This window comes from Streptomyces roseus (genome assembly GCF_001044425.1).
In the GTDB taxonomy this organism is placed as follows: domain Bacteria; phylum Actinomycetota; class Actinomycetes; order Streptomycetales; family Streptomycetaceae; genus Streptomyces; species Streptomyces roseus.
The window spans coordinates 1-15,244 of the sequence record NZ_LFML01000048.1 but is presented as its reverse complement, the minus strand read 5'-3'; the positions used below and the strand labels follow the sequence as shown (position 1 = coordinate 15,244).

Sequence of the window (15,244 nt, the reverse complement as noted above, 5' to 3'; positions counted from 1 at the left end):
ATCGGGGACGCATCGCCACGGATCCGCGGGCGGCGGCGCGGGTTCGGACGCACGGCGGTGCGCGCACCGCGTAGCCTTTTGACCGTGGGTCGCGAAAAAGTGCGGCCGTTTTTGCAGGTCGCAGGTCGAAACCCGGCAGCTGAGCCTTGGAGGATGTTGTGCGTTTGCAGGTCGTCGATCACCCCTTGGTGGCGCACAAACTGACCACCCTGCGCGACAAGCGCACCGACTCCCCCACCTTCCGCCGGCTCGCCGACGAGCTGGTGACCCTCCTCGCGTACGAGGCCACCCGCGACGTGCGCACCGAGCAGGCGGACATCGTCACGCCGGTCGGGCCCACCACCGGCGTGAAGCTCTCGCACCCGCGCCCGCTGGTCGTGCCGATCCTGCGCGCCGGCCTCGGCATGCTGGACGGCATGATGCGGCTGCTGCCGACCGCCGAGGTGGGCTTCATGGGCATGGTGCGCAACGAGGAGACCCTGGAGGCCTCCACGTACGCGACGCGCATGCCGGAGGACCTTTCCGGGCGTCAGGTGTACGTGGTCGACCCGATGCTGGCCACCGGCGGCACGCTCGTCGCCGCGATCCAGGAGCTGATCAAGCGCGGCGCCGACGACGTGACCGCCGTGGTGCTGCTCGCCGCGCCCGAGGGCGTCGAGGTCATGGAGCGCGACCTCGCGGGCACCCCGGTGACGGTCGTGACGGCCGCGGTGGACGAACGGCTCAACGAGCACGGCTACATCGTTCCGGGCCTGGGCGACGCGGGCGACCGCATGTACGGCTCGGCCGAGTAGGACGCGCAGGGCCCCCGCAGCACCCCGCAGGACGAAACGGCCGGCCGCCCCTCGGGGGCGGCCGGCCGTTTCGCGTGCGCTCGTCGTCGGGTCAGCAGGTCTTGGCGGGGGCGGGCTGGGGGTTGGCCAGCAGGTACAGCTCCTTGTCCGCCGCCTCCTTCGGGCTGAGCTCCTTGAAGGCGTCGCCGAGGATCAGGTCGATGTCCGTGCCCTCCCGGGCGTCGGTCTGCTGCGTGTCGCCCTCGATCTGGGTGCCCAGTACGGAGAAGGCGGCCTTGTCGGTCTTGGGCGAGCCGAGCAGTATCCCCGTCCCGGGGACCTTCTTGTCGAAGTCGGCGGGCGCGTTGCCGACCTTGCCGATGGTGAAGCCGCGTTTCTTCAGCTCGTCGCCGACTGCCTTGGCGAGCCCGGCGCGCGGGGTCGCGTTGTAGACGTTGACCGTGATCTCGCCGGGCTGGGGCAGGGCCGCGGCCGGTTTGGCCGCCGCGGGGCTGGCGGCCGCCGCGGCGCCCGCCCTGGGCTTCGGGGTCGCGCAGTCCTTGCCCGCGGCCTGGTGTTTGCCGCTGCCGCCCTCGCCTCGGAACACGTTCATGAGCTGCACGGATCCGTAGCCGAGCAGGGCCAGACCGAGGACTGCTCCGAGCACGGTGAGGACGATCCGGCGGCGCCGCCGCGGTCGACTCATGCGGGGGTAGGCCGCTCCCGTGACGCGGTACTTTCCGCCCATGCCGGGGGGAGTGAGCATGCTCATGGGCGCAGCGTAATACCGGCCGACCGCGATGCCCACCAAATGATCTGTTGATAGGGCAAGACCGACCCGAAAGGCGCAATTCCCGCGAACCGGAAACCCAAGGGGCGCCCGGGCAGGAGCGTTTCTCGGGCTCGTTTACGGCGTGTTCGGCCTCAGTAGTCCATTTCGAGTACGCGCGCGTGCAGCACCTGGCGCTGCTGAAGGGCCGCGCGCACGGCGCGGTGCAGCCCGTCTTCCAGGTACAGGTCGCCCTGCCACTTCACGACGTGGGCGAAGAGGTCCCCGTAGAACGTCGAGTCCTCGGCGAGCAGCGTCTCGAGGTCCAGCTGCCCCTTGGTCGTCACCAACTGGTCGAGCCGGACCGGGCGCGGGGCGACATCCGCCCACTGCCGGGTGGTTTCCCTGCCGTGGTCGGGGTACGGCCGCCCGTTTCCGATGCGCTTGAAGATCACACGGAAAGCCTACCGGGCCGGTGCCTGCGGGCGCAGCCTTGCCAAGCCGGTGCAAAAGTGGCAAGCAGTGCTATTTCGGGAGTGATGTATGAGCCAGAGCACCGACCCCGCGTCCCCGGCCGACCGGATCGCCGCCGGTTACGCCTTCACCGGACCCGCGCTCGAACTGGGTGCCCTGCTCTGGGACGGAGCCTGCCTGCCGGACCGCCAGATCCGTATCCCGCTGTCGATGCTGAACCGCCACGGCCTGGTCGCGGGCGCCACGGGCACCGGCAAGACGAAGACGCTCCAGCTCATCGCCGAGCAGCTGTCGGCGGCCGGAGTCCCGGTGTTCCTCGCCGACGTCAAAGGGGACGTCTGCGGCATCTCGGCGCCGGGCACGGCCAGTGAGAAGACCGCGCAGCGAGCGGCGGAAGTCGGCCAGCGGTGGGAGGCCACCGGATTCCCGAGCGAGTTCTACGCGCTGGGCGGGATCGGAGCGGGCATTCCGGTGCGGGCCACCGTGACGGACTTCGGCCCGGTGCTGATGTCGAAGGTGCTCCAGCTCAACCAGACCCAGGAGCAGTCGCTCGGCCTGATCTTCCATTACGCCGACGCCAAGGGACTGGAGCTGATCGACCTCAAGGACCTGCGGGCGGTCGTCGCCTTCCTCGTCTCCGACCAGGGGAAAGCCGAGCTCAAGGGCATTGGCGGACTGTCCACCGTGACGGCCGGGGTGATCCTGCGCTCCCTGACCGCGTTCGAGCAGCAAGGAGCCTCGGAGTTCTTCGGCGAGCCCGCGTTCGACACCGGTGAATTCCTGCGGACCGCCGCCGACGGGCGCGGACTGGTCTCCGTCCTCGAACTCCCGGCGGTCCAGGACAAGCCGCAGCTCTTCTCCACCTTCCTGATGTGGCTGCTGGCCGACCTCTACGCCGACCTGCCGGAGGTCGGCGACCTGGAGCGGCCGAAGCTGGTCTTCTTCTTCGACGAGGCCCACCTGCTGTTCAAAGGCGCGTCGAAGGCCTTCCTGGAGTCCATCACCCAGACCGTGCGGCTGATCCGCTCCAAGGGCATCGGCGTCTTCTTCGTGACGCAGACCCCCAAGGACGTGCCGGCGGACGTGCTCGCGCAGCTCGGCAACCGGGTGCAGCACGCGCTGCGCGCCTTCACCCCCGACGACGCGAAGGCGCTGAAGGCCACGGTGAAGACCTTCCCGAACTCCGCGTACGACCTGGAGGGGCTGCTGACCGGGCTCGGTACGGGCGAGGCGGTGATCACCGTACTCAGCGAGAAGGGCGCCCCGACCCCGGTCGCGGCGACCAGGCTGCGGGCCCCGCAGTCCCTGATGGGCCCGATCGACGCGGCGGCCCTGGACGCGGCGGTGAAGTCCTCGCCCCTGTACGCGCGGTACGCGCAGCCGGTCGACCGCGAGTCGGCGTACGAGAAGATCAGCGCCGAGCAGGCCGCGGCCGAGGCGGCTGCGGAGGCGGCCGCCGCGGAGGCGGAAGCCGAGAAGCAGGCCGGGGAAGCGGCCAGGCAAGCGGCGAAGGCGGGGCGCGGCGCGCCCAGGCCCGAGCCCTCGCTCGCCGAGCAGGTGGTGGGGAGCGGGCTGTTCCGCTCGCTGGCCCGGTCGATCGGCACCCAACTGGGGCGCGAGATCTCGCGGTCGGTCTTCGGGACGGCGAAACGGCGCAGATGACAGGGGGCCGCCGGGTCCCACGTGACGGATTCCGGCGGCCCGTTCCGCCGCCGGGGTGCCGCCGGGGGCGTCGGCGCTGACAGACTTCGACGCATGCGGACCGAACTGACCGACACCACGTCCAGCAAGATCGACCGAGCCCTGCTCGACGCCCGCCGCGCCGTGGGCAGCCCCACGATGGGCCTGGTGCTGACGCTCGTCATAGCCACGGACGAGGAGAACGCGTACGACGCCGTCCGCGCGGCCTCGGAGGCCTCGCGCGAACACCCCTGCCGCATCATCGCGGTCATCAAGCGCACCTCGCGCGGCTCGCACAAGCTCCGCCAGACCCGGCTCGACGCCGAGGTGCGGGTCGGCTCCGACGCCGGGACCGGGGAGATCGTGCTGCTGCGCCTGCACGGCGCGCTGACCGGGCAGGCGGGCTCGGTGGTCCTCCCGCTGCTGGTGCCGGACGCGCCGGTGGTGGTGTGGTGGCCGGCCGACGCCCCCGCCGACCCCGCGCGGGATCCGCTGGGCGCGCTGGCGCAGCGCCGGATCACGGACGCCGAGGCCGTCGCCGACCCGCTGGCGGTACTGGACCGCAGGGCCGCCGCGTACGCCCCCGGCGACACCGACCTCGCCTGGACCCGGCTGACGCCGTGGCGGGCCCTGCTGGCCGCGGCGATGGACCAGAAGCCGCTGCCGGTGGAGGGCGGGGCGGTGGAGAGCGAGGCCGACAACCCGAGCGCCGAGCTGCTGGCCCGCTGGCTGGAGGACCGCCTCGGGGTGCCGGTGGAGCGGGTCGCGACGGACGGACCGGTGATCACGCGGGTCCGGCTGGCGACCCGGGAGGGCGAGATCACGGTGGACCGCCCGGACGGGGCGCTGGCCACGCTGATCCTGCCGGGCAGCCCCGACCGCAAGGTGGCCCTGAAGATCCGCAGCACGGCCGAGCTGATCGCGGAGGAGCTGCGCCGCCTGGACGCGGACGAGGTCTACGCGTCGGCGCTGCGCACGCGCCCGGCCGCGGAGACTGCCGCGGACGCCTCCTAGCCCTTCCCCGCCTTTCCCGTCTTCTCCGCCTTCCCCTCTTCCTCGGGCTTCTCCGGCTTCTCCGGCTTCTCCGTCTTGGCGGCCTTGGCGGCCGCCTTCATCTCCTGTTTGTGCGCCCGCACCTTCGCCAGGGACTCCGGCCCGGTGATGTCCGCCGCCGAGCGGTAGACGTTCGCCGGGCCGTAGCCGCCGGCCGCCTCGCGCCACCCCGTGGGGCGTACGCCGAGCTGCTTGCCCAGCAGCGCCAGGAAGATCTGGGCCTTCTGCTCGCCGAACCCGGGCAGCTCCTTGAGCCGCTTCAGCAGCTCGTCCCCGCTCCGTACGCCGCGCCAGAGGGCCTCGGCGTCACCGTCGTAGTGCTCCACCAGGTACGCGCACAGCTGCTGCACCCGCTTCGCCATCGACCCCGGGTAGCGGTGCACGGCCGGCTTCTCGGAGAGCAGCGCGGCGAAGGCCTCGGGGTCGGCCGCGGCGATGGCGTGGGCGTCCAGATCGTCGGCCCCCATCCGCCGGGCGATCGTGTACGGCCCCGAGAACGCCCACTCCATCGGCACCTGCTGGTCGAGCAGCATGCCGACGAGCGCGGCGAGCGGGCTGCGGCCCAAGAGCTCGTCGGCCTCCGGCTGCTGGGCCAGCCGCATCGTGATGTCCATGGCTCCAGACTCCCGCGCGGCGGCGCTCCCCGCGCGGGCGACGCACCGCGGGCCTAGCGTGAGAACCGCGTGAAAAGCGACCAAAGACACACATCAGGACAGACTGAGGACACAGGAGTCGATCGATCATGGCTGAGTTCCCGGAGGGCGCTCCGTGCTGGGTGGACGCGATGTTCACGGACGTGGAGGGCGCCAAGGCCTTCTACTCCGACGTACTGGGCTGGACCTTCGGCGAGGCGTCCAGCCAGTACGGCAACTACACGCAGGCGTACTCGGACGGCAAGGCCGTGGCGGCCGTCGTACCGCCGATGCCGGGCGCCGAGGCCCCGTCGCAGTGGTGTCTGTACTTCGCCTCGCCCGACGCGGCGGCCACGGCCGAGAAGATCAAGGCGGCCGGCGGCGAGCTGATGATGGAACCGATGCAGGTCGGCACCTTCGGCACGATGGCCATCGCCAAGGAGCCGAGCGGCGCGGTCTTCGGCGTCTGGCAGCCGGGCGAGCACCGGGGCTTCGAGAAGCTCGGCGAGCCGGGCGCGTACGCCTGGGCGGAGGTCTACACCCGTGAGCCGGCCACGGCGGACGCGTTCCTCTCGCAGGTCTTCCCGTACGGGGCCCGGAAGATCGAATTCGGTGACGACCCCGAGACGGCCGGGATGGACTTCAAGATCTTCAGCATCGGCGGCAAGGACAACCCGGTCCTCGGCCGGATGAAGATGGGCGACGAGTTCCCGCCCGAGATCCCCTCCTACATCCAGGTCTACTTCGCGGTCCAGGACTGCGACGAGGCCGTGGCCAAGGCCAAGAAGCACGGCGGCGCCCTCCACTTCGGCCCGATGGACAGCCCCTTCGGCCGCTTCGCGGCCCTGACGGACCAGCAGGGCGCGGCGTTCGCCGTCATCGACCCGACGAACACGTCGGGCGAGATGCCGCAGATGTCGGACGCGTAGCCGCCCCCGCGCGCGCCCCGGGGCGATGCGGAGGATCGTGGTGAGTGGAACCCTTGAACGCCAATGGGAGGCGCGTCATGCGCAAGATCATGGACTGCAGGGAGTACCCCAGCGAGATCGGGTGCACCCTGACCATCGCGGGTGAGGAAGACGAAGTCATGGGGGCGGCCGTCCAGCACGCCGTCGCCGTACACGGTGAAGAGGACAGCCAGGAGTTCCGCGACGCGCTGCGCGGCATGCTGAAGCCCGAGGTGGCGGAGAACGCCTGAGACCGCAGAGGCTGGCCGGGGGGCCGGTTCCGGCTGGCGGATGCGACGGGGCGACCGCACGCCGGGGCCGGGGTGGTTACGGTCCGATCTTGTGCGGTCTCCCAGGACCGCGCGAGGTCACTACCGAAGAGGTCGGACAACCCATGAGCCTGAGCATCCGCAACCAGCTGGCCGGTACCGTCACCGCCGTCACCACCGGCGAGGCCATGGCCACGGTCAAGGTCCGTCTGGAGGGCGGGCAGGACGTCACGGCCGCCATCACCTCCGACGCCGTCAAGGACCTCGGCATCGCCGAGGGCTCCTCGGTCAAGGCGCTCGTCAAGGCCACGGAGGTGGCGCTGGCCACCGGCGCCGTCGAGGGGCTCAGCATTCGCAACCAGCTGGCCGGCACCGTCTCCGACGTGGCCACCGGCGGCGCCATGGCCTCGGTCAAGGTCGACGTGAACGGCGGCGGGCTGACCGCCGCCATCACCAAGGACGCGGCCGAGGCGCTCGGGCTGGCGGCCGGATCCTCCGTCGTCGCGCTGATCAAGGCCACCGAGATCTCGCTCGCGACGGCCTGACGGCCCGGACCCCCGGACCCGGACCCCCGGACCCCAGGACCACAGGCAGCCGGTCACCCGGTCACCTGGTCGCCCGGTCACAGGCCCAGGTTCGGGGGCGAGAGCGAGCCGAACCACACGTGCGTGACGGCGCTGACGTAGCGCGCCCCGCACCGGTCCGACGGGACCACCAGCTGTGCGCCCGCCTCGTCTAGGTCCGCCCCGTCGAGGCGGGTGGCCAGCAGCACCCCGCTGTCGCCGAAGTCCGCGTCGAGCTCGGCCCAGGACAGGACGGTGTGGTGCCCGTCCCCGCCGCTGACCGCCAGCAGGAAGCGGCTGCGGTCCTTGCGCCGGCGCGCGTCGAAGGACGGCCCGGCGTCCGAGACCACGTCGCGCAGCAGCGCGCCTTCGAAGACATGGTGCTGCGGACCGTTCGTCGCGCAGTCGAAGGTGACCTCGGCCCGGTGCTGTGCCCAGTCCCGCAGGTCCGCGACGCTCAGGGTCGCCGGGTGGTCCAGATCTCCGTGCAGCATGAGTTTGGCCATGGGGCGATTGTTCCCGGGGGCCATGATTGCGGAACCTCATCTGCAAGGTTGATGGCTTGATACAAGCAGCAGATGTGGCTTCATCGTGGGTTCTGCCCTTGCAGGTCGCGCAACCTCTGATTCACCTTCCGCCAGACGATGTCGCGTGTCACCGGCAGCTGCGTGAACCGCACCCCGGTGGCGTCCCGCAGCGCGTTGGCGAACGCCGGCGCCACCGGGTTGAACGGGCTCTCGCTCATCGACTTCGCGCCCAGCGGGCCGATCGCGTCGGAGGTCTCCATGAAGTGCACCTCCGTCCGCGGGACGTCCGCGTACTGCGGGAGCCGGTAGCGGCGGAAGGCCGCCGTGGTCACCTCCCCGCGCTCGTCCACCCGTACGGTCTCGAACAGCGTCGCGCCCAGGGCCTGGGCCACGCCTCCCTCCACCTGGCCGCGGCACTGCATCGGGTTCATGACCCTGCCCGCGTCCGCCGCGTGGACGGACCTGAGGATCCTCATCTCCCCCGTGTCCGGGTCGACGGCGAGGCGGAACCACTGCGCGTTGAAGGCGACCGAGCGCGGTGATCCGCCCCAGTGGCCGTCCGCGGCCATCTCCTCCAGCCTGCTCGTGTCGTACGCGGCCTCGTACAGCTCCTTGAGCGTGACGATCCGCCCCGCGCAGTCGAAGGACTCGGCCGACAGCCTGCACAGGTGGCGGGCGACGCCCGTGTGCCGGGCCGCGAAGGTCAGCAGGCGCTCCGCGAGCGACTGGGCGGCCAGCATCACCGCCTTGCCCGCCACGACCGTGCCCGCCGAACCGAAGGCGCCGGTGTCGTGGCGGACCACGTCCGTATCGGACTGCCGGACGGTGATCCGGTCGACCGTGGTGTTCAGCGCGCCCGCGGTGATCTGCTTGTGGACGGTGGTCGTGCCGTTGCCGAACTCGGCCGTGCCGACGGCGATGTCGTACGTCCCGTCGCGCAGCAGCGCGACCCGGGCGTCGGCGAAGTGGCCGCCCGGCGGACCGGTCGCGATCATCGCGACCGCCGAGCCCGTCCCGGTGAGCCAGCCCCGCGGGACGTCCTCGTGGCTGCGGTCCTCGGCGATGGCCCTGCGCACCACGTCCATGCACTGCTTCATCCCGTACGAGCCGATGAACAGGTCCTCCTCGTGGCCGATCGGGGTCACCATGGGGTCGCCCGCGCCGATGACGTTCTTCTCGCGCAGGACGAGCGGGTCCATGTCCAGCTTGCGGGCGAGCTCGTCCATCATCGATTCGAGGGCGAAGAGGACCTGCCCGAGGCCGTAGCCGCGGAAGGCGCCGGCCGGCACGGTGTTGGTGTAGACGGAGTACGCCTCCACCTCCTTGTGCGGCGCCTTGTAGACGGCGAAGGACTCGCCGACGCTGTGGAACATGACGGCCGGGCCGTGGTTTCCGTACGCGCCGGTGTCGGAGAGCACCCGCATGCGCAGGGCGGTGAGCGTGCCGTCGGCCTTGGCGCCGATCTTGACGGTGATCTTGAAGGGGTGGCGGGTGGTGGCCCCGTAGAACTGCTCGGCCCGGGTGAATTCGAGTTTCACCGGCCGCCGCAGCTTCAGGGCGGCGAGGACCACGATGTCCTCGGTCAGCATCTCCTGCTTGCCGCCGAACCCGCCGCCCACGCGGCCCGCGACGACGCGGACCTCGTCCTCGTTCAGGTCGTAGAGCGCGCACAGCGCCCGCCGGGTCAGGAACGGGGCCTGGGTGGAGGAGCGGACGGTGATGCGCTCGCCGTCGCCCTCCTCCTTGGGTTCGAAGTACGCGACGCTGCCGTGCGTCTCCAGGCTGGCGTGCTGGACGCGCTGCGTCCGGAAGGTCTCCTCGAGGACGACGTCCGCCTGCGCGTACCCCGCCTCCATGTCGCCGATCGTCCGGTGGACCTCGCCGCACACGTTGTTCCCGGCGCGGCGGATCCCCGACTCGGGCCCCTTGGGATGGAGGACGGGGGCGCCCGGGAGCATGGCCTCCTCCGGGTCGGTCACGTACGGCAGCTCCTCGTACGTGACCACCACGCGGCGGCAGCCCTCCTCGGCGGCCTGCTCGCTGTCGGCGACCACGGCCGCCACGCGCTGCCCGACGAAGCGGACCACGTCGTCCAGGACGCGCGTGTCCATCGGGTCCTCGGTCGGGTGCTCGTGCCGGGCGGACGAGTACAGGCGGTCGGGGGCGTCGTGGTGGGTGAGGACGGCGTGCACGCCCGGGACCCGGAGGGCTTCGCGGATGTCGATGTCGACGACGCGGGCGTGCGGGTGCGGAGAGCGCAGCAGCTTCATGTGGAGCAGCCCGGGCACCTCGACGTCGAAGGTGTAGCGGGCGGCGCCGGTGACGACGAGGGGGCCTGCGGGGGCGCCGAGGGACTTGCCGACGGCCGCGCCCTGTTCGGGGGTTTCGGTGTGCTTCACCCCGCGTACGGCGTCCTCGATGGCGCGGTAGCCCGTACAGCGGCAGATGTTGCCCTTGAAGGCGCGCGGGAGGTCCTGGAGCTTGCCGTCGTCGTGGGCGGTGCCCTCCTCGGCCCGGAGGGCGGCGGTGGTCATCAGGAAGCCCGCCGTGCAGAAGCCGCACTGGAAGCCCTGGGCGTCGAGGAACTGCCGCTGGACCGGATGGAGTTCGCCGCCGGGCTCGGCGAGGCCCTCGACGGTGGTGACCGAGCGGCCCCCGGCGCGGACGGCCGGGTAGAGGCAGCTGTGCACCGGCTGCCCGTCGACGTGCACGGTGCAGGCCCCGCAGTCGCCCTGGTCGCAGCCCTTCTTCACGCCGAACCAGCCGCGTTCGCGCAGGTAGGTGCGCAGGCACTGGCCGGCGCGGGGCTCGGTGTCGAAGCGCTCCTTGTTGATCTCGATCTCGTAGCTCATCGGGAAACCTCCTGCGGCGACGCCGTCGTGAGTTCGCGGCGGATCTCCTCGGCCAGGCGCAGCGCCATGTGGCGCCGCCAGTCGGGCAGTCCGTGGATGTCGTCGAACCACTCGTCCGGCCGGACGGCGGTGTCGATCGCCTCGCGCAGAGCGGCGGCGGTGGGCGGCAGCGCGAACCAGAGGCGGAAGGGGCGGGTGGTGGCGGCGCTGACCATGACGGTGAACGAGCCGTCCTGGGGGTCGCGGGTGCCGGCGACGAGGGCGCCGGAGCGGCCGAGCCCGTAGAGCGAGGCCTGCCGGAAGGCCGTACGCAGGGTCAGCGAGCGGGCCGGGACGCGGACGCAGCGCAGCAGTTCGCCCTCGCGCAGGTCCTTGACCCCGGCCCCGCGGATGAAGTCGGTGACGGGGAGGCGGCGGGTGGCGCCGTCCTGGCCACGGAGGAGGACGGTGGCGTCGAGGGCGGCGGCGAGGGAGATGACCGGGCCGGCCGGCAGGGCGTTGCAGAGGTTCCCGCCGACGGTGGCCATGTTCCAGATCTTGAAGCTGGCCAGGAAGGCCCGGCAGCACTGCTCGATCAGCGGCGCGGCGGTCGCCGGCAGGGACCGGCCGAACCGGGACAGCTCGGTGATGGTGCAGGTGGCGGCGATGTCGAGGTCGCCGTCCGGCTGCCAGGACAGTGGGGGCCAGCCCATCCGCGAGAGGTCGACCAGGCGGCGCAGGTGCGGCTGGGGCTCGGAGAAGAGGTACGTGCCGCCGCCCAGCCAGGCGTCGCCCGGGCGCCAGGGTTCGCGGCGGCGTGCGTCGCGCACGTCGAGCACGGTGTTGAGATCCAAGGGGAGCCACCAGCCTCTCTGTTCCGGGGTGCGGGGTCCGGCCTCCGAGGTCAGGAGTCCGAGGTCCGGCCTCCGGGGACCGTGCGTTTCCGGTCAGTGAACCAACGGGGGCGGGGCCGGGACGACTGTGGCCGGGCACGGAAAGGCACCGTCCTCCGGCACTCCTGCCTGGATGATCAACCAAGAGGCTGATGAGACCCTTGCCCTTGCATTTACGATGGTGTTCTTCATGTTCGCCTTGCGAATGTGGCCACCGTGGGCTGCCACCCACCCCAAGGAGTCCCCGCGTGCACGTCCTCGACCTGCTTCAGTCCGACACCCTCGGCCTCACCCTGCTGTGGGGCGAGGACGCCCTTCTCGGCCAGGAGGTCAGCGGGGTCACCGCCACCGACCTGGAGGACCCGCGCCGCTTCCTGGGCCCCGGCGAGCTCGTGCTCAGCGGCCTGGTGTGGTGGGCGGACGGCGACGTGGTGAAGGCGGACCGGTTCGTCTCCGCGCTCGCCGAGGCCGGGGCCACCGCCCTGCTCGCGGGCGAGGAGACCCATGGCAGGGTCCCCGACGAGCTGGTGGCCGCCTGCCGCGCCCACCGCGTGCCGCTCGTGGCCGTACCCGCGCACACCAGCTTCCGCGCGGTCACCGAGGCGGTCTACCTGCGCCAGTGGGGCGACCTGAGCCGCCGCCCGAACCGCCTCTTCGCCCTCCCCGAGAACGTCCGGGCCGAGCTCAGCCGCCTCCTCGAAAGCGGCGCGGGTCCCGCCGAGTTGCTGGACCGGGCCTGCGCGCACCTGGGCAACGTCGCCTGCCACCTGCTGACCGCGAGCGGCCGTACCGTCGCCCGCACCCCGTCGGCGCCCGCCATACCGGCCCCGCGGGCGGCCGGCGCCGCGCTGCGCGGGGGGCTCTCGCTGCGCATCGAGGCCGAGAGCACCCCGTACGACGCCTGGCTGCTGCACGTGCCGGACGCGGACGCCGCACCCCCGCGCGTGCTCCACGAGATCGCCGAGGTCTTCGCCCAGTACCGCGAGGGCCGGGCCCGGCGGGCCGACCAGGCCCGCGCCGCCGGCCGGGAGCTGGCCGCGCTCCTCGAAGCGGAGGAGCCGGTCACGGATCCGGGGGCGCTGGAGGAGGCGCTGGCCGCGGCCGGACTCCCGGCGGGCGGCCCGTACCGGGTGCTCGCGGCGACGGACGGCGACGCCCTGGCCGAGGCGTTGGCCCACCTGGACGGCGTCCCGTACGCGGTGGGGCGCTCGATCGCGGTCCTGTACGAGGACCAGGACGCGGCGCTCGACGTGCCGGGCCTGCTCCGCCCGGTCTGGGCGCTGGTCCGGGCCTGCGGGGTCCCGGAAGCCGACCTGCGTCTCGGCGCGGGCGCCCTGGCTTCGGGCACCGAGGAGCTGCGCGCGTCGCTGGGCCAGGCCCGCTTCGCCCTGACCGCGGCGGACGGGGCGACGCCGGTCCGCGGGGTGGAGCAACTGGACACCCTGTCGGCCCTGTTGGCGGGAGTCCCGGAGGAGGTCCGCTCGGTCTACGCGACGCGGACGCTCGGGGCGCTCGGGGACGGCATGCTGCGCGAGACGCTGGAGGTGTTCCTGGCCAACAACTGCTCGTGGACCCGCACGGCGGAGGCCCTGCACCTGCACGTGAACACGGTGCACTACCGGATCGAGCGGGTGGAGACCCTGACGGGCCGGGACCTCTCGCGCCTGGACCACAAGCTGGACCTCTACGCGGCGCTGCGCTGCGCCTAGAGACCGGCGGGTGGTCAGGGGACGTCGACGTACACCTCGGTGGACTTCACCCGGGCGGTGACGCGCGCCCCGACCGCGATCCCGAGCTCCTCGACCGACTCCCGCGTCACCAAGGACACCACCCGGTGCGGCCCCGACTGGATCTCCACCTGGGCCGCCACGTCGTCGAGCCGCACCGCGGTGACGATCCCGACGAAGGAGTTCCGTACGGAGGTGGCCGTCCCGTTGCCCGCCGGAGGCTGCGGCCGCGGATCACAGGCCCGCGCCTTGGCGAAGGCGGCGAGCGTCGCCCCGTCGAAGGAGCGGGCCCCGTCGGCCGTACGGCGCGCGGGCAGCCGCCCCCCGTCCGCCCAGCGGCGGACGGTTTCGGCGCTCACGCCCAGCAGCCCCGCGGCCTGCCCGATGGAGTACGACGACACGCCCGCACCCTACCCCCGCCGCCCCTGCCCCTCCCGGCCCGGCGGCCGCGGTCACGCGGCCTCGCGCCGGCTCAAGCGGGCCGGGACGGCATCGATCCGCGCACGAGGGGCAGGCCACCGAAGCCAGGACGTGGTGGTTCATCCGGCTACGGCGCACATGGCCGGGACTGGAACCGGGACCAGGGAACGCAGAAGGCCCCGGCCGGTTTCCCGGTCGGGGCCTTCAAGTGCCCGGTGAGGCACTGGCGGAGGATACGAGATTCGAACTCGTGAGGGGTTGCCCCCAACACGCTTTCCAAGCGTGCGCCCTAGGCCACTAGGCGAATCCTCCGCCGCAAACAATACAAGACGTTGAGGGGTGCTCGCGAACGTGATCGTCCGCGGGGGATCCGGGCGGCCACCTGGTCGGGTGCCGGCGGAGTCCGGGCCGGGGGCGGGGTCGATTCCGGGGGCTTTCATCCGCTAGGGTGGGGCCCAGCCCCTCACGTGGCGCTATCTCACCCAACTCCCCCAGGGCCGGAAGGCAGCAAGGGTAAGTGGGCTCTGGCGGGTGCGTGGGGGGCGCTTTGCGTTCCGGGGGTGGCCTGTCGGGCCTTCGGTGACGGCCTGCGGGGCCTTCGGCAACCGCCTGCGCGGCCGCCGGCGGGACGTCTTTGTCGGTGGGCCCGGATAACCTCGTAGACGTGTCGTCCCTTGCGCTGTACCGCCGCTACCGCCCCGAGTCGTTCGCCGAGGTCATCGGGCAGGAGCATGTCACTGTCCCCCTGATGCAGGCCCTGCGGAACAACCGGGTCAATCACGCGTACCTGTTCAGCGGTCCGCGAGGCTGTGGCAAGACCACCAGTGCGCGCATCCTGGCGCGGTGCCTGAACTGTGAGCAGGGTCCCACCCCCGAGCCCTGCGGCGTGTGCCAGTCCTGCAAGGACCTGGCGCGCAACGGGCCGGGTTCGATCGACGTCATCGAGATCGACGCCGCCTCGCACGGTGGTGTGGACGACGCCCGTGACCTGCGGGAGAAGGCCTTCTTCGGGCCCGCCTCCAGCCGCTACAAGATCTACATCATCGACGAGGCGCACATGGTCACCTCGGCGGGCTTCAACGCCCTGCTGAAGGTGGTCGAGGAGCCGCCGGAGCACCTCAAGTTCATCTTCGCGACCACGGAGCCGGAGAAGGTCATCGGGACCATCCGCTCCCGTACGCACCACTACCCGTTCCGGCTCGTCCCGCCGGGGACGCTGCGGGACTACCTCGGCGAGGTCTGCGGGCGCGAGGGCGCCAAGGTCGAGGACGGGGTGCTGCCGCTCGTCGTGCGGGCCGGCGCCGGATCCGTGCGTGACTCCATGTCCGTCATGGACCAGCTCCTCGCCGGTGCCGCCGAGGAGGGTGTGACGTATGCCATGGCCACCTCCTTGCTCGGGTACACCGACGGCTCGCTGCTCGACTCCGTCGTCGACGCCTTCGCCGCCGGTGACGGGGCGGCCGCCTTCGAGGTCGTCGACCGGGTGGTCGAGGGCGGCAACGACCCGCGCCGGTTCGTCGCCGACCTGCTGGAGCGGCTGCGGGACCTGGTGATCCTGGCCGCCGTGCCCGACGCCGGGGAGAAGGGGCTCATCGACGCCCCCGCCGATGTCGTGGAGCGGATGCAGGCCCAGGCGTCGGTGTTCGGCGCCGCCGAGCTGAGCCGCGCCGCCGACCTGGTCAACAC

The 15,244-nt window shown here is 72.1% G+C and carries 15 protein-coding genes, 1 tRNA gene and 1 other RNA gene; 9 read left to right on the top strand and 8 right to left on the bottom strand.

Annotation, left to right across the window (positions count from 1 at the left end; all coding sequences use genetic code 11):
* Window positions 1–158 precede the first annotated feature (158 nt).
* Complete coding sequence (gene upp / locus ACS04_RS12485; protein WP_030160225.1) at window positions 159–794, top strand: uracil phosphoribosyltransferase; 636 nt, start codon at window positions 159–161, stop codon at window positions 792–794.
* A gap of 91 nt (window positions 795–885) precedes the next feature.
* Here upp and ACS04_RS12480 read toward each other — a convergent pair whose 3' ends face one another.
* Together ACS04_RS12480 and ACS04_RS12475 are read right to left on the bottom strand one after the other, a co-directional pair.
* Window positions 886–1,545: a LytR C-terminal domain-containing protein gene (locus ACS04_RS12480; protein WP_078864699.1), complete on the bottom strand. Its 660-nt coding sequence runs from the start codon at window positions 1,543–1,545 to the stop codon at window positions 886–888.
* Between the two features lie 152 nt (window positions 1,546–1,697).
* Window positions 1,698–1,997, bottom strand: coding sequence for a type II toxin-antitoxin system VapB family antitoxin (locus ACS04_RS12475; protein WP_030160221.1), 300 nt, complete (start codon window positions 1,995–1,997; stop codon window positions 1,698–1,700).
* An 88-nt stretch (window positions 1,998–2,085) separates the two neighbouring features.
* On the opposite strand from ACS04_RS12475, the gene ACS04_RS12470 reads away from it, so the two are divergent.
* Complete coding sequence (locus ACS04_RS12470; protein WP_048476637.1) at window positions 2,086–3,678, top strand: helicase HerA-like domain-containing protein; 1,593 nt, start codon at window positions 2,086–2,088, stop codon at window positions 3,676–3,678.
* Window positions 3,679–3,771: 93 nt separating this feature from the next.
* Window positions 3,772–4,710, top strand: coding sequence for a glucose-6-phosphate dehydrogenase assembly protein OpcA (opcA, locus tag ACS04_RS12465; RefSeq protein ID WP_048476636.1), 939 nt, complete (start codon window positions 3,772–3,774; stop codon window positions 4,708–4,710).
* On the opposite strand, the gene ACS04_RS12460 is transcribed toward opcA, so the two are convergent.
* Complete coding sequence (locus ACS04_RS12460) at window positions 4,707–5,363, bottom strand: HhH-GPD-type base excision DNA repair protein (protein WP_048476635.1); 657 nt, start codon at window positions 5,361–5,363, stop codon at window positions 4,707–4,709. The two genes, opcA and ACS04_RS12460, sit on opposite strands and share 4 nt — an antisense overlap.
* A gap of 128 nt (window positions 5,364–5,491) precedes the next feature.
* Here ACS04_RS12460 and ACS04_RS12455 point away from each other — a divergent pair, with 128 nt between their 5' ends.
* From ACS04_RS12455 to ACS04_RS12445, 3 genes are all read left to right on the top strand, one after another.
* On the top strand, window positions 5,492–6,310 hold the full coding sequence (locus ACS04_RS12455) for a VOC family protein (RefSeq protein ID WP_048476634.1): 819 nt from the start codon (window positions 5,492–5,494) through the stop codon (window positions 6,308–6,310).
* 77 nt (window positions 6,311–6,387) lie between these two features.
* A complete protein-coding gene (locus tag ACS04_RS12450) occupies window positions 6,388–6,579 on the top strand; it encodes a DUF1059 domain-containing protein (RefSeq protein WP_048476633.1) in 192 nt (63 codons plus the stop codon).
* Between the two features lie 143 nt (window positions 6,580–6,722).
* Window positions 6,723–7,142 carry a TOBE domain-containing protein gene (locus ACS04_RS12445; RefSeq protein WP_048476632.1) on the top strand — a complete coding sequence of 140 codons (420 nt, stop codon included), beginning with the start codon at window positions 6,723–6,725 and terminating at the stop codon, window positions 7,140–7,142.
* Between the two features lie 77 nt (window positions 7,143–7,219).
* On the opposite strand, the gene ACS04_RS12440 is transcribed toward ACS04_RS12445, so the two are convergent.
* From ACS04_RS12440 to ACS04_RS12430, 3 genes are all read right to left on the bottom strand, one after another.
* Window positions 7,220–7,666, bottom strand: coding sequence for a molybdopterin-dependent oxidoreductase (locus tag ACS04_RS12440; RefSeq protein WP_245236377.1), 447 nt, complete (start codon window positions 7,664–7,666; stop codon window positions 7,220–7,222).
* Between the two features lie 80 nt (window positions 7,667–7,746).
* Entirely contained in the window at window positions 7,747–10,539 is a 2,793-nt protein-coding gene (locus ACS04_RS12435) for a molybdopterin-dependent oxidoreductase (protein ID WP_048476630.1), read from the bottom strand.
* Window positions 10,536–11,372 (bottom strand): FAD binding domain-containing protein, encoded by an 837-nt coding sequence (locus ACS04_RS12430; RefSeq protein ID WP_048476629.1) that lies wholly within the window; start codon window positions 11,370–11,372, stop codon window positions 10,536–10,538. The genes ACS04_RS12435 and ACS04_RS12430 overlap by 4 nt, the downstream gene beginning before the upstream one ends.
* A gap of 287 nt (window positions 11,373–11,659) precedes the next feature.
* On the opposite strand from ACS04_RS12430, the gene ACS04_RS12425 reads away from it, so the two are divergent.
* Window positions 11,660–13,120, top strand: coding sequence for a PucR family transcriptional regulator (locus ACS04_RS12425; protein WP_048476628.1), 1,461 nt, complete (start codon window positions 11,660–11,662; stop codon window positions 13,118–13,120).
* Window positions 13,121–13,134: 14 nt separating this feature from the next.
* Here the strand turns inward: ACS04_RS12425 and ACS04_RS12420 are convergent, their stop codons facing one another.
* Window positions 13,135–13,539, bottom strand: coding sequence for a TOBE domain-containing protein (locus ACS04_RS12420; RefSeq protein WP_048476627.1), 405 nt, complete (start codon window positions 13,537–13,539; stop codon window positions 13,135–13,137).
* Window positions 13,540–13,782: 243 nt separating this feature from the next.
* Window positions 13,783–13,870: transfer RNA gene (locus ACS04_RS12415), tRNA-Ser, on the bottom strand.
* A gap of 142 nt (window positions 13,871–14,012) precedes the next feature.
* Here ACS04_RS12415 and ffs point away from each other — a divergent pair.
* Window positions 14,013–14,111, top strand: an RNA gene (ffs, locus tag ACS04_RS35785) — signal recognition particle sRNA small type.
* A gap of 111 nt (window positions 14,112–14,222) precedes the next feature.
* Window positions 14,223–15,244: DNA polymerase III subunit gamma and tau (locus tag ACS04_RS12410; protein ID WP_048476626.1), on the top strand; the 1,022-nt coding region annotated here is incomplete at its 3' end.